Consider the following 25,158-nt stretch of genomic DNA (forward strand, 5'->3'; position numbering starts at 1 on the left):
GTCACCCCAGCAATTGCCTGAACCCCTCAATCGGCAAAGGTCGGCTGTGCAAATACCCCTGGAACAAATGGCACCCCAGCTTCTGCAGGAACGCCAGTTGTTCCGGGGTTTCCACGCCTTCGGCGATCACCTCCAGGTTCAGGCTGCGGGCCATGGCCACGATGGCGCGGATGATTTCGGCGTCGTTGGGGTCGTGGGTCGCGTCACGCACAAAGGATTGGTCGATCTTCAGCGCATCCACCGGCAGGCGCTTGAGGTAGGTCAGTGATGAGTAACCCGTGCCAAAGTCATCCATGGCAAAGCTGATGCCGAGCTTTTTCAGGCGGCGCATTTTGCTGATGGTGTCATCCAGGTTCTGGATCACGATGCCTTCGGTGATTTCCAGTTTCAGCAGGCTGTAGGGCAGCGAATGTTGCTTGAGGCTGCGCTCCACTCGCTCCACGAAATCGTTCTGGCGGAACTGCCGGGGGCTGATATTCACGCACAGGCTGAAATTCAGCGGGTCCACCAGGCCATCGCCGATAAGCTGCTCGAAGGCGGCGCAGGCTTCATCAAGAATCCAGGTGCCCACTTCCAGGATCAGGCCGCTGTCCTCCAATACTTTGATAAATTCAGTCGGCGACTGAGCGCCCAGTTGCGGGTGCTGCCAGCGCACCAGGGCCTCGGCGCCGACAATCTTGTTGCCGCGCGCGTCCACCTGGGGCTGGTAATGCACGCTGAACTCGCCGCGCGACAAGGCCAGGCGCAGGTCGGTTTCCATGCGCAGGCGTTCGCTGGCGGTTTTTTGCATGCTGTTGTGGAACATCTGCGTGGTGTTGCGCCCTGAATCCTTGGCGCGATACAGCGCGATATCGGCACGCTTGAGCAAGTCGGCTGGGGTGGAGCCGTGATCCGGGATCAGCGCCACGCCGATGCTGGGGGTGACCTGCAAGCGATGGCCATCCAAAAACATCGGCTCCGACAGCAGTTCGCGCAGGGTGTCGGCCAGTTCCTGCACCTGGCCGCTGACCTCGGTGCGCGAGCCCTCCAGCCCGCTGAGCAACACCACAAACTCGTCGCCACCCAGGCGCGCCACCGTGTCTTCCATGCGCACGCTGGCCTCCAGGCGTGCAGTGACTATTTTCAGCACGGTGTCGCCCACCGGGTGGCCGAGGGAATCGTTGATGTGCTTGAAGTGGTCGAGGTCCAGAAACAGCAGCGCACCCCGCAGGTTGTGGCGCTTGAGCAGGGCGATCTGCTGGCTCAGGCGGTCCATCAGCAGGGCGCGGTTGGGCAGGTTGGTCAGGGGGTCGTGGTAGGCCAGGTGGCGGATCTGGGCCTGGGCATTTTTCAGCAGGCTCACGTCCCGCGCCGTCAGCAGCAGGCAGGGGGTTTCGTTGAGGGTGATGGGCTCCACCGACACTTCCACCGCCAGCACTTCGCCGCGTTTGTTGTGCCAGAGCATTTCCAGATGGTGAATGCGACCCTTGATCTGCAACTCGGCCAGCAACGCGGCGCGCTGGTTTTCATCGGCCCAGATGCCGATCTGGTATAGCGTCAGGCCAATGGCTTCTTCGGCGCGATAGCCGGTCAAGCGGCAGAAGCCGTCGTTGACCTCCACATAGCGGCCCGTGTCGCGTTCGGTGATGGAGATCGCGTCCGGGCTGGAATGGAAAGCCTTGGCGAACTTCTCTTCACTGGCCTTCAACGCCGCTTCCGAGCGTTGCTGTTGGGTGATATCCCGCAGCGTCGTGACGATGCACGGCTGGTCGCCCACCTTTATCAAACGGCTGGAAATTACGCAGGTCAGGCTTTGGCCTGCTTTGTGATGCACCACGATGGCCACATTGCTCAGGGCCTGATCGCGGATCACCCGCTCAATGCGTTGCAGGCGCTTGCTTGACTCATCCCACAGGCCGATCTGCTCGGCGCTTTTGTCGATGACCTCGGCGGCGGTCCAGCCAAAGGTCTGGGTAAAGGCCGGGTTGATCTCGATAAAGGCACCGCTGTCCAGGCAGGTGACGCAGATGGGGTCGGGGCTGGCCTGGAACAGGCTGGCGAATTTTTCTTCGGAGGCGGTGAGGCGTTGCTCTCGCTCCACCTGGTCGGTGATGTCCAGCAGCGTGCCGGCCATGCGCAGTGGCGCGCCGTGCTCGTCGCGGTACAAGCGCGCGCGGCTTTCCAGGTAGCGGGAGCTGCCGTCTTCCATGAGCACGCGGTAGGTCAGTTGGTAGTTGCCGGCCGGGCCTTCGCGCAAGGTGCGATAGGCGTTACGCATGTTGTCGCGCTCTTCATTGGGCATGCCCTCGAAGAAGGCATCGAAAGACTCATGGAAGGGCTCGGCCGGCAAACCGTGCAATTGCGCTGCGCGGGCCGAGCCGTAGAGCATGCCGGTGGGAATGTGCCAGTCCCAGGTGCCCAGTTGTGCGGAGTCCAGCGCCAGGTCGAGGCGCTCCTGGCTGTCCTTGAGGGCTTGCTCGGCATTCTTGCGCTCGGTGGTGTCGAGGAACGTGCTGATCAGGTAAGCCTCGCCTTCCAGCTCGACCTTCTGTGCGCTGAGGGTGCCATCGTGGATTTGACCGTTGCTGGCGCAAAACTGCACCTCCATGGTGATCGGCTCGCCCTTGCGCTGGGTGGCCTTGACCAGTTGCGCGCGTTGCTCGGGGTGGCGCCACAGGCCCAGGTCCAGGGTGGTACGGCCGATGGCGTCGGCCACGGGCCAACCGAAGTGGATCTCGAAATACTGGTTGGCCTCGCTGATCAGCCCATCAGCCTGGCGCGTCAGCAGCACCATGTTCGGGCACAGGTGGAACAGCGTGGCGAAGCGTTTTTCGGAGTGGCCAAGGGCGTTTTCCCGCTCGCGCTGGTGGGTGATCTCGCGGATCACCCCGATCATTCGGCGCCTGCCGGACTTGTCGGGCGCCAGGCTGCCGTTGATTTCCAGCCAGTGATAGGTGCCATCCGGCCACTGGATGCGATGGCGCATCGCCTGTTCGAACGGCTCGCCTGCCAGCACCGCGTGAAACGCCCGTACCACGCGAGCGCGATCGGCCGGGGCCAGCAGGTCGAGGTAGTCCAGGTCTTTGGGTAACGGTTGGCGCGGGTCAAAGCCGAACAGTGCCTGGGTGCCCCGCGACCAGCTGATGCTGCCGCTGTCGATTTCCCAGCACCATGCGCCCAGGCGGGCCGCGTTGAGGGCTGCCAGCAGTTGTGGGGCGCTGTCCCAGCTTTGTTCCGCCTCTTGGGGGTCCAAGGCGTAAATGCGGGGCAGCGGTGGCACGGAATCGACGGGGTTGCGCATTATCAAAGGGCCTTGGCTCGATGGGCGTAAGGCGCGGTTTTATTCAGACCTTGAGGCCGCACAGCTTCATGCCGGTATCCCTGGCAGATCGACCTGTGCATCCAATAGGCTCATGAAGGCCCGCGCAGCATTCGACAGCGTCCTTTCGGTGTGCACGATATAGCCTAGCTGGCGACTGAGCTGTATGCCCGGCAAAGCGATACTTGCCACCTGGTCATCGAGCATGGTGCGCGGCAACACGCTCCAGGCCAGGCCGATAGACACCATCATCTTGATAGTTTCCAAGTAATTAGTGCTCATCGCGATGTTTGGTGTGAGGCCCTGGGCTTCGAACAGTCGGCTGACAATATGGTGGGTAAAGGTGTTTCCCCCAGGGAAAACGGCTGGGTGCCCGGCAATATCGGCCAGTGTGACGGTGCCATTGAGGGTCAGGCTGTGCTCGGGTGCCACCACAAAATCCAGCGGGTCATCCCATACCGGGGTGGCGCGCACCAGGTTGTGAGGGTCGGGGGCCAGGGTGATCACCGCCACTTCGGCGCGGCCGTGGAGGATTTCTTCGTAGGCCACTTCCGAATCGAGGAACTGAATATCCAACGCAACGTTGGGGTATTCCCGGGTAAACGTGCGCAGGATCGGCGGCAGGCGATGCAGGCCGATATGGTGGCTGGTGGCCAGTGTAAGGCGCCCGCTGACTTCGCCGGTGAGGTTGGTGAGGGCGCGACGGGTGTCGTCCAGCACGTTCAGAATCTGATAAGCCCGAGGCAGCAGGGCGCGCCCGGCCTCGGTCAAGCCGACTTCACGGCCCAGACGATCAAACAGGCGCACCTTCAATTGCTGCTCCAAGCCAGCGATGCGCTTGCTGATGGCTGGTTGAGTCAAGTGCAGGCGCTCGCCTGCGCCGGAGAAGCTGCCGGTCTCGGCGATGGCAATAAAAGCATTGAGGTTGGCCAAGTCCATTGTGGTATTCCAGTTGGTAATCCAAAGCATGAAAAATATGAATTTGAGTTATTTAATGTAGCGCCATACCATCAGCCTCACAAGCCAAAGGGTTATTGAAATGCCCGGGGCATAGAAAGACCGATGATGAGGACCGACTGATGGCCGGCAAAACGCTTTACGACAAGCTTTGGGATTCCCATGAAGTGAAACGGCGCGACGATGGCTCGTCGCTGATTTATATCGACCGTCACATCATCCATGAAGTGACCTCGCCCCAAGCGTTCGAAGGCCTGCGTCTGGCCGGGCGCAAGCCTTGGCGTGTCGATTCCATCATTGCCACACCAGACCACAACGTACCGACCACCCCTGAGCGCAAGGGCGGCATCGACGCCATCGTCGACACCGTGTCGCGTCTGCAAGTACAGACCCTCGACGACTACTGCGACGAATATGGCATCACCGAATTCAAGATGAATGACGTGCGTCAAGGGATCGTTCACGTGATCGGCCCGGAGCAGGGCGCTACATTGCCCGGTATGACCGTGGTTTGCGGCGACTCGCACACTTCGACCCACGGTGCTTTCGGCGCCTTGGCCCACGGCATCGGCACCTCCGAGGTGGAACATGTGTTCGCCACCCAGTGCCTGGTCGCCAAGAAAATGAAGAACATGCTGGTGTCGGTCGAAGGCACGTTGCCGTTTGGCGTGACCGCCAAGGACATCGTCCTCGCCGTGATCGGCAAGATCGGCACCGCCGGCGGTAATGGCCATGCCATCGAGTTCGCTGGTAGCGCCATTCGCGACCTGTCCATCGAAGGCCGCATGACCATCTGCAATATGTCCATCGAAGCCGGTGCCCGCGTGGGCATGGTGGCGGCGGACGACAAGACCGTTGAATACGTCAAGGGCCGCCCATTCGCGCCGCAAGGCGCCGATTGGGATGCCGCGGTGGAAGCCTGGAAAGATCTGGTCTCTGACGCCGATGCAGTATTCGACACCGTGGTCGAACTCGACGCTGCCCAGATCAAGCCGCAAGTCAGCTGGGGCACTTCGCCGGAAATGGTCTTGGCCGTTGACCAAAACGTGCCGGACCCGGCCAAGGAAGCCGACTTGGTCAAGCGCGGTTCCATCGAGCGCGCCTTGAAGTACATGGGCTTGCACGCCAACCAGGCGATCACCGACATTCAGTTGGATCGCGTGTTTATCGGTTCCTGCACCAACTCGCGGATCGAAGACCTGCGTGCGGCGGCGGTGATCGCCAAGGGCCGCAAGGTCGCCTCGACCATCAAGCAAGCCATCGTGGTACCGGGTTCGGGCCTGGTCAAAGCGCAAGCCGAAGCCGAAGGCCTGGACAAGATCTTCCTCGAAGCCGGCTTTGAATGGCGTGAGCCGGGCTGCTCGATGTGCCTGGCGATGAACCCGGACCGCCTGGAGTCGGGCGAGCATTGCGCGTCCACCTCCAACCGTAACTTCGAAGGGCGCCAGGGCGCTGGTGGGCGTACCCATCTGGTCAGCCCGGCCATGGCCGCTGCGGCTGCCGTCAACGGTCGTTTCATCGACGTTCGCGAATTGATCTGAGGAATACCCGATGCGTGCTTTTACACAACACACAGGTTTAGTCGCGCCGTTGGACCGTGCCAACGTGGACACCGACCAGATCATCCCCAAGCAATTCTTGAAGTCGATCAAACGCACCGGTTTCGGCCCGAACCTGTTCGACGAGTGGCGCTACCTGGACGTGGGCTACGCCTACCAGGACAACTCCAAGCGCCCGCTGAACAAAGACTTTGTGCTTAACGCCGAACGTTACCAAGGCGCCAGCGTGCTGCTGGCCCGGGAGAACTTCGGTTGCGGTTCCAGCCGTGAACACGCGCCGTGGGCCCTGGAAGAATATGGCTTTCGCAGCATCATCGCGCCGAGCTATGCCGACATCTTCTTCAACAACAGCTTCAAGAACGGTTTGTTGCCGATCATCTTGACCGACGAAGAAGTGGACGAGTTGTTCAAGCAGGTGGAAGCCGAAGAAGGCTACCAACTGACCGTCGACCTGGCCGCGCAGACCGTGACCCGTCCGGATGGAAAGGTGTATCACTTTGAGGTGGATGCGTTCCGTAAGCACTGCCTGATCAATGGTCTGGACGATATTGGCCTGACCTTGCAGGACGGTGATGCGATTGCCGCGTTTGAGGCCAAGCACCGGGCGAGTCAGCCTTGGTTGTTTCGCGATGCCTGATTTGATGTAAGCAGGACTGGCCCCTTCGCGAGCAAGCCCGCTCCCACATTTTGAATTGCGAATACCTTCAAATGTGGGAGCGGGCTTGCTCGCGAAGACGGCAGCACAAACACCACAAGTGCCAAGGAAAACCACCATGACCAGCACCGCCCACACCCAAGTCGTGCAAAAACAATTCGGCGAGCAAGCCTCGGCCTACCTGAGCAGTGCCGTGCACGCCCAAGGCACCGAATTCGCGCTGCTGCAGGCCGAACTGGCAGGGCAGGGCGGTGCGCGACTGCTGGACTTGGGCTGCGGCGCCGGTCATGTGAGCTTCCATGTAGCGCCGCTGGTTAAAGAAGTGGTGGCCTACGATCTGTCCCAACAGATGCTCGATGTCGTCGCGGCCGCCGCAAGCGAACGTGGCCTGGGCAACATCCGCACCGTGCACGGCGCCGCCGAACGCCTGCCGTTCGCCGATGGTGAGTTCGACTTCGTGTTCAGCCGCTATTCGGCCCACCACTGGAGCGACCTGGGCCTGGCCTTGCGCGAAGTGCGCCGTGTGCTCAAGCCGGGTGGCGTGGTGGCCTTCGTGGATGTGTTGTCACCGGGCAGCCCGTTGTTGGACACTTACCTGCAAACCGTCGAAGTGCTGCGCGACACCAGCCACGTACGCGATTACTCGGCCGCCGAATGGATGCAGCAGCTCAGCGAGTCGGGTTTGCATGTGCGCACCAGCAGCCGCCAACGTCTGCGCCTGGAGTACACCTCGTGGGTCGAGCGCATGCGCACGCCCGAGGTGTTGCGCGCTGCAATTCTTGCGTTGCAACAGGCGATGGGCCAGGAAGTGCGCGACTATTACGAGATTCAAGCCGACGGCACTTTCAGCACCGACGTGCTGGTGGTCTTCGCTGAACGCTGATCAAATTTTCCCGACCTGCCTGCGGGCAGGTCGCTTGATGAAATGAGGAACCTATGAGCAAGCAGATTCTGATTCTCCCTGGCGACGGTATTGGTCCGGAAATCATGGCCGAGGCGGTCAAGGTCCTGGAAGTGGCCAACACCAAGTACAGCCTGGGCTTCGAGCTGAGCCACGACGTGATCGGCGGCGCGGCCATCGACAAGCACGGCGTACCGCTGGCTGATGAAACCCTGGAGCGTGCACGCGCGGCCGACGCCGTGCTGCTGGGCGCCGTGGGTGGCCCGAAATGGGACAAGATCGAGCGTGACATCCGCCCTGAGCGCGGCCTGCTGAAAATCCGCGCCCAACTGGGCCTGTTCGGCAACCTGCGCCCGGCGATCCTCTACCCGCAACTGGCCGATGCATCGAGCCTCAAGCCGGAAGTGGTCGCGGGCCTGGACATCCTCATCGTGCGTGAGCTGACCGGCGGTATCTACTTCGGCTCGCCACGTGGCGTGCGTGAGCTGGAAAACGGCGAGCGCCAGGCCTACGACACCCTGCCTTATAGCGAGAGTGAAATCCGCCGTATCGCCCGCGTCGGTTTCGACATGGCCCGCGTGCGTGGCAAGAAGGTTTGCTCGGTCGATAAGGCCAACGTACTGGCCTCCAGCCAACTGTGGCGCGAGATCGTCGAAGAAGTGGCCAAGGACTACCCGGACGTTGAACTGAGCCACATGTACGTCGACAACGCCGCCATGCAGCTGGTGCGTGCGCCAAAGCAGTTCGACGTGATCGTCACCGACAACCTGTTCGGCGACATCCTGTCCGACCAGGCCTCGATGCTCACCGGCTCCATCGGCATGCTGCCGTCGGCGTCCCTGGACACCAACAACAAGGGCATGTACGAGCCTTGCCACGGCTCGGCACCGGATATTGCGGGCCAGGGCATTGCCAACCCGTTGGCGACGATTTTGTCGGTGTCGATGATGCTGCGCTACAGCTTCAACCTGGGTGATGCAGCAGACGCCATCGAAAAAGCCGTCAGCCTGGTGCTGGACCAGGGTTTGCGCACCGGCGACATCTGGTCGCAGGGTTGCTCCAAGGTCGGTACGCAAGAAATGGGCGACGCAGTAGTCGCCGCGCTGCAGAATCTGTAATCTCTCGGGCCCGCTTGCAGTTGTTGCTGCAAGGCGGCCCACTTTTTAACAAGGTGTAGTTGCGATGAAACGTGTAGGTCTGATCGGTTGGCGCGGTATGGTCGGTTCCGTGCTCATGCAGCGGATGCTGGAAGAGCAGGATTTCGATCTTATTGAGCCGGTGTTTTTCACCACTTCGAACGTTGGTGGCCAAGGGCCGTCCGTGGGCAAGGATATTGCCCCGCTCAAGGACGCCTACAGCATTGAAGAGTTGAAGACCCTCGACGTGATCGTGACCTGTCAGGGTGGCGACTACACCAGTGAAGTCTTCCCCAAACTGCGTGAAGCGGGCTGGCAGGGTTACTGGATCGACGCGGCATCGAGCCTGCGCATGCAGGACGACGCCGTCATCATCCTGGACCCGGTGAACCGCAAGGTCATCGACCAGCAGTTGGATGCCGGTACCAAGAACTACGTCGGCGGCAACTGCACCGTCAGCCTGATGCTGATGGGCCTGGGTGGCCTGTTCGAGGCTGGCCTGGTGGAGTGGATGAGCGCCATGACCTATCAGGCGGCCTCCGGTGCTGGCGCGCAGAACATGCGTGAGCTGATCAAGCAGATGGGCGCGACCCACGCGGCCGTCGCCGATCAACTGGCCGACCCGGCCAGCGCGATCCTCGACATCGACCGCCGCGTGGCCGAAGCCATGCGCAGCGATGCCTACCCGACCGAGAACTTCGGCGTGCCGTTGGCCGGTAGCCTGATCCCATGGATCGACAAAGAGCTGCCGAACGGCCAGAGCCGCGAAGAGTGGAAGGCCCAGGCCGAGACCAACAAGATCCTCGGTCGCTTCAAGAGCCCGATCCCGGTGGACGGTATCTGCGTACGTATCGGCGCCATGCGCTGCCACAGCCAGGCGCTGACCATCAAGTTGAACAAAGACGTGCCGATCGCCGATATCGAGTCGTTGATCAGCTCCCACAACCCGTGGGTCAAGCTGGTGCCGAACAACCGCGATATCAGCATGCAGGAGCTGAGCCCGACCAAGGTCACCGGCACCCTGAACGTGCCGGTCGGCCGTCTGCGCAAGCTGAACATGGGCAGCCAGTTCCTCGGTGCGTTCACGGTTGGCGACCAACTGCTGTGGGGCGCGGCTGAGCCGTTGCGCCGCATGCTGCGGATCTTGCTGGAGCGTTGATCGCTTGAGGCAATACAGAGAACCCGCGACTGGTGACAGGCGCGGGTTTTTTGTTGTGCCTTCGGGCCTCATCGGGGGCAAGCCCCCTCCCACATTTGACCGAGGTTCTCCAGTTGAAATGCAATCAAATGTGGGAGCGGGCTTGCTCGCGAAGAGGCCATCAGCTTCACCACAAAAACTGGCCCAATTACCCCGTCACCCGGTAAAGTGCCGCTCCCCCCGCAATGCCCGAGGCAGTCCCCATGACCCAGACCTTTGAAATCGCCGTGATCGGCGCCACCGGCACCGTGGGCGAAACCCTGGTGCAGATTCTCGAAGAACTGGACTTCCCGGTGGGCACCCTCTATCTGCTGGCCGGGAGCAACTCGGCCGGTGCGTCGGTGCCGTTTCGCGGCAAGAACGTGCGGGTGAAGGAAGTCGACGAGTTCGATTTCAAAAAGGTGCAGCTCGCATTTTTTGCCGCAGGGCCGGCAGTCACCCTGAGTTTCGCCCCGCGTGCCACGGCGGCCGGTTGCGCGGTGATCGACCTGTCGGGCGCCTTGCCGGCCGATCAGGCGCCTCAGGTGGTTCCGGAGGCTAATGCACACGTCCTTAAGGCCCTGAAAAAGCCTTTCCAGTTGAGCAGCCCAAGTCCGAGCGCGACTTATCTTGCGGTGCTGCTGGCACCGTTGCGCGGCTTGCTGGACATCCAGCGCGTCAGCGTCACCGCCAACCTGGCCATGTCGGCCCTGGGCCGCGAGGCCGTCAGCGAGCTGGCCCGGCAAACCGCTGAACTATTGAACGTGCGCCCGTTGGAGCCGCAATTCTTTGACCGCCAAGTGGCCTTCAACTTGTTGGCACAAGTCGGTACGCCAGATGCTCAAGGTCATACGACACTGGAGAAGCGTCTCGTACACGAGCTGCGTGCAGTGCTGGAAAATCCTTTGCTAAAGATTTCCGCAGCGTGCGTTCAAGCCCCGGTGTTTTTTGGCGATAGCCTGACTGTGTCGTTGCAACTGGGTGCGCCGGTCGACCTTGCGGCTGTTAACCGTGTTCTCGACGCTGCGCCGGGTATAGAGCGGGTTGAGGAGGGTGATTACCCGACTGCGGTGGGCGATGCGGTGGGCCAAGACGTGGTGTATGTAGGACGCGTGCGTGCGGGCGTGGACGACCCGGCGGAACTAAATCTGTGGCTGACGTCAGATAACGTACGCAAAGGTGCCGCTCTTAACGCGGTGCAACTGGCGCAGTTGTTGATAAAAGACCTTGTGTAAAAGATACTTGGCGGCAATTTGTAGATTGATTCTAACCAAGCGCTATGCTTGGCCCCAAGCAGGAATAGAAGCGCGTCGGTGACCTATCGGCTCGCCATGCCTTATGGCAGCGGTTACCAACCTTCTCGCAGGCCGGGGAGTGTTCAAACAAAGGATGAGGCTATGGTTCAAGTTCGCAAACTGGTGTTAGCAATAGCGGCCGCCTCGGCGCTGTCCTCCGGTATGGCGCAGGCTCTGCAGCTGGGGGAAATGACCCTCAAGTCGAAGTTGAACCAGCCGTTGTCGGTGGAAATCGAATTGCTTGATGTCGGTGGCCTCACGGCTTCCGAGATCACGCCTAGCCTGGCCTCGTCCCAGGCGTTTGTGGATGCAGGTGTCGACCGCCAGGCGTTTCTCAATGACCTCACGTTCACTCCGGTGATCAACCCCAGCGGCCGCAGTGTGGTGCGCGTCACCTCCAGCAAGCCGTTGCCGGATTCCTACGTACGTTTCCTGTTGCAGGTGCAATGGCCCAGCGGCCGCTTGATGCGCGACTACAGCGTGCTGCTGGACCCAGCCAAGTTCGAACAGCCAGCACCGACTGCCGCAGCCCCCGCGCCGCGCCTCAGTGCGCCGGCCAGTGCCGCGCCCGCCATTAGCAAGCCCGCCCAGCACACCACCACTTCTCACGATACCTTGTGGGAAATTGCCGAGAAGAACCGCCATGGTGCATCGGTCCAGCAGACGATGCTGGCCATCCAGGCGTTGAACCCCGATGCGTTTGTCGACGGCAACATCAATCGCCTGAAAACCGGCCAAGTCCTGCGTCTGCCGGATCGTGTGCAAGCGACCAGCTTGCCGCAGCCAGAGGCGATTGCCGAAGTGATCGCCCAAAACACCGCCTGGCGCCAGGGGCGTCGCAGCGCCACCAACCAACCGGCGGGCAAGCAACAACTGGACGCGACCAAGCGCAGTCAGGCTGGCAGCGCACCCTCCAGCACCAACGCCAAGGACAACCTGAGCCTGGTCTCTGCCGAGGCGAGGAAGGGCGCCAAGGGCAAGGCCGGCGACAGCTCGGCCTTGAGCGACAAGCTGGCGATGACCCAGGAACAACTGGACACCACCCGCCGCGACAACGAAGAGTTGAAAAGTCGCGCCGCCGATTTGCAAAGCCAGTTGGATAAGCTGCAAAAGCTGATCCAGTTGAAAAACGATCAGCTCGCCCGCTTGCAGGCGGAAAAAGGTGATCCGGCAACGCCAGCGGTGGCAGCGATGCCCGCACAATTGGCAGGTGAGCCGGCCGCTACTCCGGTCGCCAGTCCGGCACCTGTGGCACCTGTGGCACCTGTGGCACCTGTGGCGCCTGTTGCCGAGCCGATCAAGCCTGAGCCTGCGCCGGCCGCCTCCACCGACGGCAAATTCAACGACCTGCTGACCAATCCGGTTATCCTCGGTGTGGTCGGTGGCGCGGCGGGCTTGTTGGTGCTGCTGCTCCTGCTGTTGTGGGCGCGTCATCGCAACGCCCGGCGCGAGGAAGAAAAGCACCTGCGCATGGCGCGGGCACTCGCGGAGGAGCCCGAGTTCACTTCCAATATCGATCACGACCTGCCGCCGGACAGTTTCGAAGGTCTTGAAGTGCCGCCGCCGACGGTCAAGCTGGCGGCTGCTCCAGCGCCTGCTCCCGTGGTTGAGCCGCCTGTGGTCGTGCCAACTGTTGCTTCCGTGCTGGCCCCGTTGGCGGTGGCTGTTGCCCCGAAAAACTCCAGCGATGCGCTGGCGCAGGCCCAGTCCCATATCGACCGTGGCCATTTGAACCAAGCCGCTGATGTGCTGGAGCAAGCGATCAAGCACGAGCCCAAGCGCAGCGACCTGCGTTTGAAATTGATGGAGGTCTACGGCCTTCAAAGCGACAAAGACGGCTTTGTCACCCAGGAGCGCCAACTGGTGGCCAATGGTGACAACCATGCTCAGGTCGAACAGCTCAAGTCGCGCTTCCCGGCCATGGCCGTGCTGGCGGCCGGCGTCAGTGCTGCAGTTGCCGCTGCCGCCCTGGATGCGCAATACGTTAAGGACCTGCTGGAAGACAAGCCGGCTGCGCCAGAGCCGGCGCCTGAAGCCTTCGACACCGATTTCGACCTGAGCCTGGACGATTTGGAAGCGGCGTCACCGGCCGAGGTCAACCTGGACGATGTGCTGAGCTTTGAATCGGTGCTGCAACAACAGACCGAAGCCAAGGCCAGCCCAGACGATCTGTCGGACTTCGACCTGGACCTGCAACTGGATGCGCCGGCCTCGGCGCAATCGGACGATGACTTCCTCTCGGGCCTGGAAGGCGAGATGAAGGGCGTGCCAGCTGTCGAGCCGCCGACCCTGACCCCGGCGGCGCTGGATGACTTCGACCTGCCAGAAGATTTCGACTTGTCCCTGGCGGATGAACCGCAGGCGGATGCTTTTGCCTCGGAACTGGACGATGTCAACGCCGAGCTGGATCGCCTGTCCCAGAGCCTGGAGCATCCGCCTATAGAACCCACCTTCACCGCAGAGGACGCGGCGCAGGGCGGAGATGAGCCGGAGTTTGACTTCCTGTCGGGCACCGATGAGGTCGCCACCAAGCTCGACCTGGCCCAGGCCTACATCGATATGGGTGATGCGGACGGTGCTCGGGATATCTTGTCCGAAGTGCTGACCGAAGGTGATGAGGCCCAGCGTGGTGAGGCCAAGGAAATGCTCGGCCGCATCTAGCGGATGATGCATACCAATGTGGGAGCAAGCCCGCTCCCACATTTGCATCGCGTGAATCCACAACAAAACCGCCCGCCTCGCGCCTGCCGCCCTTATAATGTCCGCCTTTGCGCAACTCATCAGGCTCTCAGTTCTTGGCAAATATAGATAACGCGGCCGCCGAAATGGCGGCCGCCGGCTTTTACCGTATCGCTCTGGGCGTTGAATACAAAGGCTCGCGCTATCGCGGCTGGCAGCGTCAGGCGTCAGGCGTGCCGACGGTGCAGGAAACCCTGGAAAAGGCGTTGTCGAAAGTCGCCGACTCCCCTGTGTCGCTGATGTGCGCCGGGCGTACCGATGCTGGCGTGCACGCGTGCGGCCAAGTGGTGCACTTCGATACCCAGGCCGAACGTACGATGAAGGCCTGGGTGATGGGCGCCAATATCAATTTGCCCCATGACGTCAGTGTCAGTTGGGCCAAGGTCATGCCTGCGCATTTTCATGCGCGCTTCAAGGCCATCGCCCGGCGCTACCGCTATGTGATCTACAACGACCAGATCCGCCCGGCGCACCTGAACGAAGAAATCACTTGGAATCACCGCCCCCTGGACGCCGAGCGCATGGCCGAGGCCGCGCAGCACCTGGTGGGCGTGCATGATTTCAGCGCCTTTCGCGCTGGCCAGTGCCAGGCCAAATCGCCGATCAAGGAAGTCCACCACCTGCGGGTGACGCGCCACGGCAAGATGATCGTGCTGGATATCCGCGCTGGCGCCTTCCTGCATCACATGGTGCGCAATATTGCCGGGGTGCTGATGACCATTGGTACGGGCGAACGCCCGGTGGAATGGGCCAAGGAAGTGCTGGAAAGCCGCATTCGCCGTACCGGTGGTGTAACGGCCCATCCATTCGGCCTGTACCTGGTGGATGTGGAGTACCGCGACGAATTCCAATTGCCGGATCGTTTCATCGGGCCACACTTCCTCACAGGTTTCAGCGAACTTGGCGGCTGACGCCCGGAAAAGCTTTTGTTACCATCCGGGACTTTCTCAGTCCAATCCCTGGGGTTTCCACGACATGTCAGCCGTTCGCAGCAAGATTTGCGGGATTACCCGCATAGAAGACGCGCTGGCAGCAGTCGAGGCGGGGGCGGATGCGATTGGTTTCGTGTTCTACGCCAAGAGCCCGCGGGCGGTGAGTGTGGTGCAGGCGCGGGCAATCATCGCCGCACTGCCGCCATTCGTGACCACCGTGGGCTTGTTCGTCAACGCCAGCCGCTGCGAACTCAACGAAACCCTGGATGCGGTCCCGCTGGACATGCTGCAATTTCACGGCGACGAAAGTCCTGACGAATGCGAGAGCTACCAGCGCCCTTATATCAAGGCGCTACGGGTCAAGGCGGGGGATGATATCGCCGCAGCCTGTGCTGCCTACGGCGGTGCTCGTGGAATTCTGTTGGATACCTATGTCGAAGGCGTGCCCGGTGGTACCGGTGAGGCGTTCGATTGGTCGCTGATACCCGAAGGGCTGAGCAAGCCGATTATCCTGGCTGGCGGGCTCAACCCTGCGAATGTCGCGGCGGCCATCGAGCAGGTTCGCCCATATGCCGTGGATGTCAGTGGTGGGGTGGAGCAGGGTAAGGGCATCAAGGATCACCACAAGATTCGCGCATTCATGCAGGCTGTGCGCAACAGTAGTATCGGGATGTGACGGCTGGCAGTCTGCCGCCGTCCATAACTACCACTGTGTAAAACAGTCCGGCGCTGCCTGAGGGTGGCCTGGAAATGAAGTGGCAACCTTGCGCTGGCAGGTTGTCTGGAAGGCTGAGGGCACATGCGGGAAAAGGCCGGTCGAACGTCTGACCCCGCCCAGCATGCGCCATCGCCACATATGAATTTAGCTCAAGGGCATACGCGGGGCTGTGTTCAAGCCACCGGTACTGGAGAAAGAAAGCATGAGCAACTGGTTAGTAGACAAACTGATCCCTTCGATCATGCGTTCCGAGGTGAAAAAAAGCTCGGTTCCTGAAGGTCTGTGGCACAAGTGCCCATCCTGCGACGCGGTGCTGTACCGCCCGGAGCTGGAAAAGACCCTGGACGTTTGCCCCAAGTGCAACCATCACATGCGTATCGGCGCCCGCGCCCGCATTGACATCTTCCTCGACGCCGAAGGCCGTAATGAGCTGGGTGCAGACCTGGAGCCGGTTGACCGCCTCAAGTTCCGCGACAGCAAGAAGTACAAGGACCGTCTGGTCGGTGCGCAAAAGCAGACTGGCGAGAAAGATGCACTGATTTCCGTCAGTGGCAAGCTGCTGGGCATGCCAGTAGTGGTTTCGGCGTTCGAGTTCTCCTTCATGGGCGGCTCCATGGGTGCCATCGTCGGTGAGCGTTTTGTTCGTGCCGCCAACTATGCCCTGGAAAACCGTTGCCCGATGATCTGCTTCGCCGCCTCTGGTGGTGCGCGTATGCAGGAAGCGTTGATCTCCCTGATGCAAATGGCCAAGACCTCTGCGGTACTGGCGCGTCTGCGTGAAGAAGGCATCCCATTCATCTCCGTACTGACCGACCCGGTCTACGGCGGCGTTTCCGCCAGCCTGGCGATGCTGGGCGACGTGATCGTCGGCGAGCCAAAAGCCCTGATCGGCTTCGCCGGTCCGCGCGTGATCGAGCAGACCGTGCGTGAAAAACTCCCGGAAGGCTTCCAGCGCAGCGAGTTCCTGCTGGAACACGGTGCCATCGACCTGATCATCCCGCGCGGTGAGCTGCGTCCGCGCCTGGGTAACCTGCTGGCGCAAATGATGGGTCTGCCGACACCTGTGTACGTCGCCCCTAAAGTTGAGCCGATTGTTGTGCCGCCGGTGCCTGCAAACCTATGACCCAACGTACCCTTGGCGAATGGCTCGCCTACCTTGAGCAGTTGCATCCGTCCGCCATCGACATGGGCCTGGAGCGCTCGCAACAGGTAGCGGCCCGCCTGGGGTTGGGCCGTCCGGCACCGCGCGTGATCACGGTGACCGGCACCAACGGCAAAGGCTCTACCTGCGCCTTTGTCGCCGCGCTGCTACAGGCCCAAGGGCTGAAAGTCGGCGTGTACAATTCCCCGCACCTGCTGCGTTACAACGAGCGGGTGCAGCTCAATGGCGTCGAAGCCACTGACGAGCAACTCTGCGAAGCCTTTGCTGCACTCGATGCCGGCCGTGGCGAAACTTCCCTGACTTATTTCGAAATGGGCACCCTGGCGGCGTTCTGGTTGTTTGAGCGTGCGCAGCTGGATGTGGTTGTTTTGGAAGTGGGTTTGGGCGGGCGCCTTGACACGGTCAACGTAGTGGATGCCGACCTGGCGCTGGTCACCAGTATTGGCGTGGACCACGCCGATTACCTGGGCGACACCCGCGAGTCCGTGGCCTATGAAAAGGCTGGGATCTTCCGTGTGGGCAAGCCTGCGCTGTGTGGTGACCTGGATCCGCCGCATACCCTGCTCGACAAAGTGCGCGAACTGGGTTGCCCGTTCTTTTTACGGGGGCGCGAGTTCAATCTCGACATCGGTGCACAGCACTGGCAATGGCGCGGGCGTAATGCCCGTGGTGAGGTGGTCGAGCTGCGCGACCTGCCACTGTTGAACCTGCCAATGGAAAACGCCGCGCTCGCGCTGCAGGCCTATCTGTTGCTGGACCTGCCGTGGAATGCCGAGCAGATTGCCGCGACCCTGCTGGCGACTCGTGTGGTTGGCCGCTTGGACCGCCGCCAATTCCAGTGGCAGGGCAAGCGCCTGAATCTACTGCTGGATGTGGGGCACAACCCCCATGCGGCCGAGTATCTGGCCCAGCGCTTGTCGCGTACGCCGCCAGTCGGTCGTCGCCTTGCAGTATTTGGTTTGCTGGCCGATAAGGACCTGGAAGGTGTGGTTGCACCTTTGTTGGGCGGCGTCCAGGCTTGGGCTGTTGCGCCTCTGGATTCGCCGCGCAGCCGTCCGGCCGCCGAGTTGGAGGTGGTCTTGCAGAACCTTGGTGCGACGGTGGCGTCGTATGCAAGCGTCACTGCGGCCCTTGAGGCGCAGTGCGCAGTGGCTACGCCAGACGACGAGATTCTGTTGTTCGGGTCATTTTATTGTGTTGCCGAGGCGCTTGAGTGGTTGGCCCGGCGCTCCACGGAGGAAGCTGCACATGGCATTACTGGATAGCGCTTACAAGCAGCGGATGGTCGGAGCTCTGGTTCTGGTGGCGTTGGCGGTGATCTTTTTGCCGATGTTGTTTTCTCGGCAGGATGAAGAGCGTCAGGTCGTTGTTGAGGCGCCGGCTGCCCCGCAGGCACCGGCCGTGCCGCAGGTACAGGTTGAGCCTGTTGTGGTGCCTGAGCCGCAGGCCTTGCCGGAAGAAGAACCGGTGCCGAGCGATGATGAAGTGGCTGCGCAGCAGGCACCGTCGATGCCGGTGCAGCCTAGCGTGCCGGTGGTCAAGCCTGCGCCTGTTGCGGTTGCCAAGCCTGCTGCACCGGCACCTGCACCCAAGCCGGTGGCGCCGCAACCTGCTGCTCCGGGTAAGCCGGACGTGGGGCAGAGCCGTATCGATCCCAATGGCCTGCCGATCAGTTGGTCGATTCAGGTGGCAAGCCTGGGCAATCGCGATGGCGCCGAGGCGTTGCAGAAAAAGCTGCGTAGCCAAGGCTATAACGCCTACATCCGCAGTGCTGACGGCAAGAACCGGGTATTTATCGGGCCGCTGATCGAGCGGGCAGAAGCGGATCGCCTGCGGGACTTGTTGGATCGTCAGCAGAATTTGAAGGGGTTTGTCACGCGTTTCCAGCCTGAGCGCGGCTGAGTTCGTATTGATTCGAGCTTGAAATGCAGTCAAGTGTGGGAGGGGGCTTGCTCCCGATAGCGGGGGACCAGTCAACACATAGGTTGCTGATCCACCGCTATCGGGAGCAAGCCCCCTCCCACATTAGTTTTTCATAGGGGTTGAAATAGGGTTGGCCCGTCACAAACTACTGATTTGCAAAGCAGCCGCAATCACCGCTTACCCATAGCCCGGCGCTCTGCTAAAATGCGCCGCCTTATCTGTCCGTAGGCTCGAACGTGCCATTTACCTGGGTTGATTGGGCGATTGTTGCAATCGTCGCCATCTCCGCTTTGATCAGTCTAAGCCGCGGCTTCGTAAAAGAAGCACTGTCGTTGCTGACCTGGATCATCGCAGGAGTCGTAGCCTGGATGTTCGGTGGTTCACTGTCGGTCTACCTGGCCGGATACATCGAGACACCTTCGGCCCGCGTCATCGCGGGCTGCGCCATCATGTTCATCGCCACGCTGCTGGTGGGGGCAATGGTCAATTATCTTATTGGCGAGTTGATACGTGTCACCGGCCTCTCCGGGACCGATCGATTTCTCGGCATGGCCTTTGGCGCCGCGCGTGGCGCGTTGCTGGTGGTCGTGGCGGTCGGGCTGTTGAGCCTGGGGCCAGTACAGCAGGATTCGTGGTGGCAGGAGTCTGTACTCGTGCCAAAATTTCTATTGGTTGCAGATTGGTCCAAGAACCTCATTTTGGGGTGGAGCAGTCAGTGGCTGGCCAGCGGAATCAGCGTACCCGCTGATCTTCCGTTCAAGGAGCACCTCTTACCGGCCAAAACGCCTCAGTAAGTTGTGTTCAGTCAAGATTCATTAAGTAGGGGTTGCGTCGCATGTGTGGCATCGTCGGTATCGTCGGTAAGTCGAACGTCAATCAGGCGCTGTATGACGCGCTAACCGTCCTCCAGCACCGCGGCCAGGACGCTGCCGGTATTGTGACCAGCCACGACGGCCGGTTATTCCTGCGCAAGGATAATGGCCTGGTACGTGACGTGTTCCATCAGCGTCACATGCAGCGCCTGGTCGGGCACATGGGCATTGGCCATGTGCGTTACCCGACTGCTGGTAGCTCGACTTCGGCCGAAGCTCAGCCGTTTTACGTCAACTCGCCTTACGGCATTACCCTGGCGCACAACGGTAACCTGACCAACGTTGAACAGCTGGCCAAGGAGATTTACGAATCTGACCTGCGCCACGTCAACACCAGCTCCGACTCGGAAGTGCTGCTTAACGTGTTCGCACACGAACTGGCCCAGCGCGGCAAGTTGCAGCCAACCGAAGAAGACGTGTTCGCGGCCGTCACTGATGTGCACAACCGCTGCGTCGGTGGTTACGCGGTAGTGGCCATGGTGACCGGTTACGGCATCGTCGGCTTCCGTGACCCGCACGGCATTCGCCCGATCGTATTCGGCCAGCGTCACACCGACGAAGGCGTCGAGTACATGATCGCTTCCGAAAGCGTGTCCCTAGACGTGCTGGGCTTCACCCTGATCCGCGACCTCGCGCCAGGCGAAGCGGTGTACATCACCGAAGATGGCAAGCTGCACACCCGCCAGTGCGCCGTGGCGCCGAAACTCACCCCATGCATCTTCGAGCACGTCTACCTGGCGCGCCCGGATTCGATCATCGACGGCGTTTCGGTTTATAAAGCGCGCCTGCGCATGGGCGAGAAGCTGGCCGAGAAGATCCTGCGCGAACGTCCTGAGCACGACATCGACGTGGTCATCCCGATCCCGGACACCAGCCGTACCGCTGCGCTGGAGCTGGCCAACCACCTGGGTGTTAAGTTCCGCGAAGGCTTTGTGAAGAACCGCTACATCGGCCGTACCTTCATCATGCCGGGCCAGGCGGCGCGCAAGAAGTCGGTGCGCCAGAAACTCAACGCCATTGAGTTGGAGTTCCGCGGCAAGAACGTGATGCTGGTGGATGACTCCATCGTGCGTGGCACCACTTGCAAGCAGATCATCCAGATGGCCCGTGAAGCCGGTGCGAAGAACGTGTACTTCTGTTCCGCAGCCCCAGCTGTGCGTTATCCGAACGTGTACGGCATCGACATGCCGAGCGCTCACGAGCTGATCGCGCACAACCGCACCACTCAGGATGTGGCCGACCTGATCGGCGCCGATTGGCTGATCTACCAGGACCTGCCAGACCTGATCGAAGCGGTTGGCGGTGGCAAGATCAAGATCGACCAGTTCGACTGCGCCGTGTTCGACGGCAAGTACGTGACCGGTGACGTCGATGAGGCTTACCTGAACAAGATCGAGCAGGCGCGTAACGACTCGTCGAAGATCAAGACCCAGGCGGTCAGCGCGATCATCGATCTGTACAACAACTGAGTAAACACCGGCCCTGAGGGGCCGGTTTTGTATCTTAAATAAAGAATTGAGTAAGGAGTGGCAGCATGAGTCAGGAATGGGATGCCGGTCGGTTGGACAGCGACCTCGATGGCGTAGCTTTCGATACCCTGGCTGTGCGCGCCGGCCAGCACCGTACGCCGGAAGGTGAGCACGGCGATCCGATGTTCTTCACCTCCAGCTATGTATTCCGCACGGCAGCCGACGCCGCTGCGCGCTTTGCTGGCGAAGTGCCGGGCAATGTCTACTCGCGCTACACCAACCCGACCGTGCGCGCGTTCGAAGAACGCATTGCGGCACTGGAGGGCGCTGAGCAAGCTGTGGCGACCGCGACCGGCATGGCGGCGATCCTGGCCGTGGTGATGAGCCTGTGCAGCGCGGGCGACCACGTACTGGTGTCACGTAGCGTGTTTGGCTCGACCATCAGCCTGTTCGAGAAGTACTTCAAGCGCTTCGGTATCGAAGTGGACTACGTGCCCCTGGCGGATCTGTCTGGCTGGGGCGCGGCCATCAAGGCCAATACCAAGCTGCTGTTCGTCGAGTCGCCGTCCAACCCGCTGGCCGAGCTGGTGGATATCGCCGCATTGTCCGAAGTGGCCCACGCCAAGGGTGCGATGCTGGTGGTGGATAACTGCTTCTGCACGCCAGCCTTGCAACAACCGTTGAAGCTGGGCGCAGACATTGTCGTGCACTCTGCTACCAAGTTCATCGACGGCCAGGGCCGCTGCATGGGCGGTGTGGTTGCCGGTCGCAGCGAGCAGATGAAAGAAGTCGTTGGCTTCCTGCGCACTGCTGGCCCGACCTTGAGCCCGTTTAATGCGTGGGTTTTCCTCAAGGGTCTGGAGACCCTCAGTCTGCGGATGAAGGCCCATTGCGCCAACGCCCAGGCCCTGGCCGAGTGGCTGGAGCAGCAGGACGGTATCGAGAAGGTGCATTACGCGGGTCTCAAGAGCCATCCGCAGCACGAGTTGGCCCAGCGCCAGCAGCGCGGTTTCGGCGCGGTGGTGAGCTTTGAGGTGAAGGGTGGCAAAGACGGCGCCTGGCGCTTTATCGATGCCACGCGCCTGATCTCCATCACTGCCAACCTGGGTGACAGCAAGACCACCATCACCCACCCAAGCACCACCTCCCACGGGCGCCTGGCGCCACAGGAGCGTGAAGCGGCCGGTATCCGTGACAGCCTGATCCGCATCGCGGTGGGCCTGGAAGATGTGGCTGACTTGCAGGCTGACCTGGCTCGTGGGCTGGCGGCCTTGTGATCGAGTGGTCCATGGAGGCGGCTGCGGCCACTAACGGTCGCGTTGCGCTGGTGACCGGCGCAGCCCGGGGCATTGGTCTCGGGATTGCGGCCTGGCTGATCAGCGAGGGCTGGCAGGTGGTGCTGACTGATCTGGACCGCGAGCGCGGCTCCAAGGTGTCCAAGGTGCTGGGCGAGAATGCCTGGTTTATCACCATGGACGTGGCGGACGAAAAGCAGGTTGCCCAAGGGGTTGCTGAGGTACTGGGACAGTTTGGGCGCCTGGATGCGCTGGTGTGCAATGCGGCGGTGGCCGAGCCGCATAACATCACCCTGGAAAGCCTGGACCTGGCGTACTGGAACCGCGTGTTGGCAGTTAACCTCAGTGGGCCGATGTTGTTGGCCAAACACTGTGCGCCGTACCTGCGTGCCCACGGCGGCGCCATCGTTAATCTGGCCTCGACCCGGGCCCGTCAATCGGAGCCCGATACCGAGGCCTATGCGGCGAGCAAGGGCGGCCTGTTGGCCCTGACGCACGCGCTGGCCATGAGCCTTGGGCCGGAAGTGCGGGTCAATGCGGTCAGTCCAGGCTGGATCGATGCCCGTGATCCTGCTGTGCGGCGAGCCGAGCCTTTGACCGACGCCGATCATGCCCAGCATCCGGCGGGCAGGGTGGGCACGGTGGAAGACGTGGCGGCAATGGTTGCGTGGTTGCTGTCGCGCCAGGCGGGGTTTGTTACCGGGCAAGAGTTTGTGGTGGACGGTGGCATGAGCAAGAAGATGATTTACAGCGAGTAGGGCGGGTAGCCGTCTTGAAGTAATTTTGTCTTTTTCAGAAAAACTTCAAGCAGGCTATTGACTTAGGTCCGTTACCTGCGTAAATTTCGCGGCCTCAACGAAGCAAAGGGTGATTAGCTCAGCTGGGAGAGCATCTGCCTTACAAGCAGAGGGTCGGCGGTTCGATCCCGTCATCACCCACCACTTCTTGAGAGTTTTGCCCTAGGGCAAGACGCAACGTTAAAGGTTGCACCGACGCGCAGCGGTAGTTCAGTCGGTTAGAATACCGGCCTGTCACGCCGGGGGTCGCGGGTTCGAGTCCCGTCCGCTGCGCCATTATTTTCCAGGCCTGACTTGTCAGGTTTGAGGTCGAACAGCCAAGGCTGATTGATCAGATGTTTAAAGACGGTTGAGGGTTTACGCTCAACTGGTCAAGCGATACGCAGCGGTAGTTCAGTCGGTTAGAATACCGGCCTGTCACGCCGGGGGTCGCGGGTTCGAGTCCCGTCCGCTGCGCCATATCTGCTCCAAGGCCCACTGAACGCCTTGAAGCACAAAGAAAGCCATTGGCTACTTTGATCCGATAGCAAAGACCCTGGTCGAAAGACCGGGGTTTTTTGTGTCTGCGATTTGACTTTGTGTGTTGGCGGGCTTGTGTGGGAGCGGGCTTGCTCGCGAATACGGTAGGTCAGGCATGAATTCGGTGACTGACACTGCATTCGCGAGCAAGCCCGCTCCCACAATGGTTTGGGGTCAGAACCCCAGCTTGTCCCGCAGGCCGTAATACCAAGCCCCCAGCGCCGCAAACGGTGTGCGCAGCAGTTGCCCGCCCGGGAACGGGTAGTGCGGCAGGTCGGCAAACGCATCAAAACGCTCTGCCTGACCTCTGAGCGCTTCCGCCAGTACTTTGCCCGCCAGGTGTGTGTACGTCACGCCATGGCCGCTGCAGCCCTGTGAGTAATAGATGTTGTCGCCCAGGCGTCCCACTTGCGGCAAGCGCGACAGTGTCAGGAGGAAATTGCCGGTCCAGGCGTAGTCGATCTTCACGTCCTTGAGCTGTGGGAAGGCCTTGAGCATTTTCGGGCGGATGATCGCCTCGATGTTTGCCGGGTCGCGCGCGCCGTACACCACGCCACCGCCGAAGATCAGGCGCTTGTCGCTGGTGAGTCGGTAGTAGTCCAGCAGGTAGTTGCAGTCTTCGACGCAGTAGTCCTGTGGCAGCAGCGTTTTCGCCAGCTCATCGCCCAAGGGTGCGGTGGTGATCACTTGCGTGCCGCACGGCATCGACTTGGCTGCCAGCTCTGGCACCAGGTTGCCCAGGTAGGCGTTGCCGGCGACGATGATAAACTTGGCCCTGACCTTCCCCTCGGCGGTATGCACCACGGGGTTGGCGCCGCGTTCGATACGTACTGCTGCCGATTGTTCGTAGATCGTGCCGCCCAGGGATTCCACTGCAGCGGCTTCACCCAGCGCCAGGTTCAGCGGATGGATATGTCCACCACTCATGTCCAGCAGGCCGCCGACATAGTTGTCGCAGGCCACCACTTCGCGGATGCGGCGTTCGTCCAGCAGCTCCAGTTGAGTGTGCCCGTAGCGCTCCCATAGGCGCTTCTGTGACTCCAGGTGGCCCATGTGCTTGCTGTTGAGGGCGGCGAATACGCCGCCGTCCTTCAAGTCACACTGGATTTGATACTTGGCTACTCGCTCGCGAATGATCTTGCCGCCTTCAAACGCCATCTCCCCCAGCAACTGAGCCTGCTTGGGCCCGACACTGCGCTCGATCACATCGATGTCACGGCTGTAACTGTTGACGATCTGCCCGCCATTGCGGCCTGACGCGCCGAAGCCCACCTTGGCGGCCTCCAGTACCGTGACGCGAAAACCGTGCTCCAGCAAAAACAGAGCGCTGGAAAGCCCGGTATAGCCGGCACCAATCACGCACACATCGGTTTCAACCTCGCCTTGGAGTGTTGGACGAGGCGGCACCGCATTCGCGGAAGCGGCGTAATACGACTGGGGGTAGGGGGTGTTCGCCATCCTGGAACCTCTGTTTTATATTTTTTACGAGTGTCCCGATCCTACCTGAGTTGAAAATTGCCTGCCAGCCACCCGAAAATCACGACTGTGCCTGGCGCAAATAAAAAATTCGCATATTCATAGGGTTAGCTGCAAAAAAGATGTTGACACCCCTCCGGAATTCCGTAGAATGCCGCCTCACAGCAGGCACGTAGCTCAGTTGGTTAGAGCACCACCTTGACATGGTGGGGGTCGTTGGTTCGAGTCCAATCGCGCCTACCAAACAAAATCCGCTCTGCTGGGCGGTCTAGAAGGGC

Annotated in this window: 19 protein-coding genes and 4 tRNA genes; 20 read left to right on the plus strand and 3 right to left on the minus strand. The window is 61.1% G+C overall.

The features are described from left to right. Position 1 precedes the first annotated feature (1 nt). Together ACLD1Y_RS23185 and ACLD1Y_RS23190 are read right to left on the minus strand one after the other, a co-directional pair. Entirely contained in the window at positions 2-3,280 is a 3,279-nt protein-coding gene (locus ACLD1Y_RS23185) for an EAL domain-containing protein (protein ID WP_429480127.1), read from the minus strand. 66 nt (positions 3,281-3,346) lie between these two features. Beyond that, positions 3,347-4,237: a LysR family transcriptional regulator gene (locus ACLD1Y_RS23190; protein ID WP_429480128.1), complete on the minus strand. Its 891-nt coding sequence runs from the start codon at positions 4,235-4,237 to the stop codon at positions 3,347-3,349. Between the two features lie 140 nt (positions 4,238-4,377). On the opposite strand from ACLD1Y_RS23190, the gene leuC reads away from it, so the two are divergent. From leuC to ACLD1Y_RS23285, 19 genes are all read left to right on the plus strand, one after another. Then, positions 4,378-5,796, plus strand: coding sequence for a 3-isopropylmalate dehydratase large subunit (gene leuC / locus ACLD1Y_RS23195; protein WP_429480129.1), 1,419 nt, complete (start codon positions 4,378-4,380; stop codon positions 5,794-5,796). 10 nt (positions 5,797-5,806) lie between these two features. Continuing rightward, positions 5,807-6,451, plus strand: a complete 645-nt coding sequence (gene leuD / locus ACLD1Y_RS23200; RefSeq protein WP_010209061.1) for a 3-isopropylmalate dehydratase small subunit — start codon at positions 5,807-5,809, stop codon at positions 6,449-6,451. Positions 6,452-6,587: 136 nt separating this feature from the next. After that, positions 6,588-7,352, plus strand: a complete 765-nt coding sequence (locus ACLD1Y_RS23205; protein ID WP_429480130.1) for a class I SAM-dependent methyltransferase — start codon at positions 6,588-6,590, stop codon at positions 7,350-7,352. Positions 7,353-7,405: 53 nt separating this feature from the next. Next, a complete protein-coding gene (gene leuB / locus ACLD1Y_RS23210; RefSeq protein ID WP_429480131.1) occupies positions 7,406-8,488 on the plus strand; it encodes a 3-isopropylmalate dehydrogenase in 1,083 nt (360 codons plus the stop codon). A gap of 64 nt (positions 8,489-8,552) precedes the next feature. Beyond that, the gene (asd, locus tag ACLD1Y_RS23215) at positions 8,553-9,665 is read left to right on the plus strand and encodes an aspartate-semialdehyde dehydrogenase (protein ID WP_159958745.1); all 1,113 of its coding nucleotides are present in this window, start codon (positions 8,553-8,555) and stop codon (positions 9,663-9,665) included. Positions 9,666-9,907: 242 nt separating this feature from the next. After that, complete coding sequence (locus tag ACLD1Y_RS23220; protein ID WP_429480132.1) at positions 9,908-10,918, plus strand: aspartate-semialdehyde dehydrogenase; 1,011 nt, start codon at positions 9,908-9,910, stop codon at positions 10,916-10,918. Between the two features lie 162 nt (positions 10,919-11,080). Then, positions 11,081-13,639: a FimV/HubP family polar landmark protein gene (locus ACLD1Y_RS23225; protein ID WP_429480133.1), complete on the plus strand. Its 2,559-nt coding sequence runs from the start codon at positions 11,081-11,083 to the stop codon at positions 13,637-13,639. A gap of 164 nt (positions 13,640-13,803) precedes the next feature. Next, positions 13,804-14,628: a tRNA pseudouridine(38-40) synthase TruA gene (truA, locus tag ACLD1Y_RS23230; protein ID WP_429480142.1), complete on the plus strand. Its 825-nt coding sequence runs from the start codon at positions 13,804-13,806 to the stop codon at positions 14,626-14,628. A 64-nt stretch (positions 14,629-14,692) separates the two neighbouring features. Next, the gene (locus tag ACLD1Y_RS23235; protein ID WP_429480134.1) at positions 14,693-15,325 is read left to right on the plus strand and encodes a phosphoribosylanthranilate isomerase; all 633 of its coding nucleotides are present in this window, start codon (positions 14,693-14,695) and stop codon (positions 15,323-15,325) included. Positions 15,326-15,569: 244 nt separating this feature from the next. After that, positions 15,570-16,490, plus strand: a complete 921-nt coding sequence (gene accD / locus ACLD1Y_RS23240) for an acetyl-CoA carboxylase, carboxyltransferase subunit beta (RefSeq protein ID WP_016976632.1) — start codon at positions 15,570-15,572, stop codon at positions 16,488-16,490. Then, positions 16,487-17,794, plus strand: a complete 1,308-nt coding sequence (gene folC / locus ACLD1Y_RS23245; protein ID WP_429480135.1) for a bifunctional tetrahydrofolate synthase/dihydrofolate synthase — start codon at positions 16,487-16,489, stop codon at positions 17,792-17,794. The genes accD and folC overlap by 4 nt, the downstream gene beginning before the upstream one ends. Beyond that, complete coding sequence (locus tag ACLD1Y_RS23250) at positions 17,778-18,431, plus strand: SPOR domain-containing protein (protein WP_429480136.1); 654 nt, start codon at positions 17,778-17,780, stop codon at positions 18,429-18,431. The genes folC and ACLD1Y_RS23250 overlap by 17 nt, the downstream gene beginning before the upstream one ends. A 257-nt stretch (positions 18,432-18,688) precedes the next feature. After that, positions 18,689-19,246: a CvpA family protein gene (locus ACLD1Y_RS23255; RefSeq protein ID WP_003192538.1), complete on the plus strand. Its 558-nt coding sequence runs from the start codon at positions 18,689-18,691 to the stop codon at positions 19,244-19,246. Between the two features lie 41 nt (positions 19,247-19,287). Next, positions 19,288-20,793 carry an amidophosphoribosyltransferase gene (purF, locus tag ACLD1Y_RS23260; RefSeq protein ID WP_065904549.1) on the plus strand — a complete coding sequence of 502 codons (1,506 nt, stop codon included), beginning with the start codon at positions 19,288-19,290 and terminating at the stop codon, positions 20,791-20,793. A 65-nt stretch (positions 20,794-20,858) separates the two neighbouring features. Next, positions 20,859-22,070: an O-succinylhomoserine sulfhydrylase gene (locus ACLD1Y_RS23265; RefSeq protein WP_429480137.1), complete on the plus strand. Its 1,212-nt coding sequence runs from the start codon at positions 20,859-20,861 to the stop codon at positions 22,068-22,070. A gap of 11 nt (positions 22,071-22,081) precedes the next feature. Next, a complete protein-coding gene (locus ACLD1Y_RS23270) occupies positions 22,082-22,846 on the plus strand; it encodes an SDR family oxidoreductase (protein ID WP_429480143.1) in 765 nt (254 codons plus the stop codon). A gap of 107 nt (positions 22,847-22,953) precedes the next feature. Then, positions 22,954-23,029: transfer RNA gene (locus tag ACLD1Y_RS23275), tRNA-Val, on the plus strand. Positions 23,030-23,084: 55 nt separating this feature from the next. Next, a tRNA-Asp gene (locus tag ACLD1Y_RS23280) sits at positions 23,085-23,161 on the plus strand. A gap of 106 nt (positions 23,162-23,267) precedes the next feature. Next, positions 23,268-23,344, plus strand: a tRNA-Asp gene (locus ACLD1Y_RS23285). A 234-nt stretch (positions 23,345-23,578) separates the two neighbouring features. Here ACLD1Y_RS23285 and ACLD1Y_RS23290 read toward each other — a convergent pair. Then, positions 23,579-24,862: an NAD(P)/FAD-dependent oxidoreductase gene (locus ACLD1Y_RS23290; protein ID WP_429480138.1), complete on the minus strand. Its 1,284-nt coding sequence runs from the start codon at positions 24,860-24,862 to the stop codon at positions 23,579-23,581. Between the two features lie 184 nt (positions 24,863-25,046). Between ACLD1Y_RS23290 and ACLD1Y_RS23295 the strand changes: the two genes are divergently transcribed. Further along, a tRNA-Val gene (locus ACLD1Y_RS23295) sits at positions 25,047-25,123 on the plus strand. The last annotated feature ends 35 nt before the right edge of the window (positions 25,124-25,158 follow it).

The organism is Pseudomonas sp. 18175 (assembly GCF_050432925.1).
Classification (GTDB): Bacteria; Pseudomonadota; Gammaproteobacteria; order Pseudomonadales; family Pseudomonadaceae; genus Aquipseudomonas.

Excerpts from the sequence above, each read along its gene's own strand:
- ACLD1Y_RS23185 (WP_429480127.1), bottom strand. The coding sequence starts at position 3,280 with ATGCGCAACCCCGTCGATTCCGTGCCACCGCTGCCCCGCATTTACGCC.
- ACLD1Y_RS23190 (WP_429480128.1), bottom strand. The coding sequence starts at position 4,237 with ATGGACTTGGCCAACCTCAATGCTTTTATTGCCATCGCCGAGACCGGC.
- leuC (WP_429480129.1), top strand. The coding sequence starts at position 4,378 with ATGGCCGGCAAAACGCTTTACGACAAGCTTTGGGATTCCCATGAAGTG.
- leuD (WP_010209061.1), top strand. The coding sequence starts at position 5,807 with ATGCGTGCTTTTACACAACACACAGGTTTAGTCGCGCCGTTGGACCGT.
- ACLD1Y_RS23205 (WP_429480130.1), top strand. The coding sequence starts at position 6,588 with ATGACCAGCACCGCCCACACCCAAGTCGTGCAAAAACAATTCGGCGAG.
- leuB (WP_429480131.1), top strand. The coding sequence starts at position 7,406 with ATGAGCAAGCAGATTCTGATTCTCCCTGGCGACGGTATTGGTCCGGAA.
- asd (WP_159958745.1), top strand. The coding sequence starts at position 8,553 with ATGAAACGTGTAGGTCTGATCGGTTGGCGCGGTATGGTCGGTTCCGTG.
- ACLD1Y_RS23220 (WP_429480132.1), top strand. The coding sequence starts at position 9,908 with ATGACCCAGACCTTTGAAATCGCCGTGATCGGCGCCACCGGCACCGTG.
- ACLD1Y_RS23225 (WP_429480133.1), top strand. The coding sequence starts at position 11,081 with ATGGTTCAAGTTCGCAAACTGGTGTTAGCAATAGCGGCCGCCTCGGCG.
- truA (WP_429480142.1), top strand. The coding sequence starts at position 13,804 with ATGGCGGCCGCCGGCTTTTACCGTATCGCTCTGGGCGTTGAATACAAA.
- ACLD1Y_RS23235 (WP_429480134.1), top strand. The coding sequence starts at position 14,693 with ATGTCAGCCGTTCGCAGCAAGATTTGCGGGATTACCCGCATAGAAGAC.
- accD (WP_016976632.1), top strand. The coding sequence starts at position 15,570 with ATGAGCAACTGGTTAGTAGACAAACTGATCCCTTCGATCATGCGTTCC.
- folC (WP_429480135.1), top strand. The coding sequence starts at position 16,487 with ATGACCCAACGTACCCTTGGCGAATGGCTCGCCTACCTTGAGCAGTTG.
- ACLD1Y_RS23250 (WP_429480136.1), top strand. The coding sequence starts at position 17,778 with ATGGCATTACTGGATAGCGCTTACAAGCAGCGGATGGTCGGAGCTCTG.
- purF (WP_065904549.1), top strand. The coding sequence starts at position 19,288 with ATGTGTGGCATCGTCGGTATCGTCGGTAAGTCGAACGTCAATCAGGCG.
- ACLD1Y_RS23265 (WP_429480137.1), top strand. The coding sequence starts at position 20,859 with ATGAGTCAGGAATGGGATGCCGGTCGGTTGGACAGCGACCTCGATGGC.
- ACLD1Y_RS23270 (WP_429480143.1), top strand. The coding sequence starts at position 22,082 with ATGGAGGCGGCTGCGGCCACTAACGGTCGCGTTGCGCTGGTGACCGGC.
- ACLD1Y_RS23290 (WP_429480138.1), bottom strand. The coding sequence starts at position 24,862 with ATGGCGAACACCCCCTACCCCCAGTCGTATTACGCCGCTTCCGCGAAT.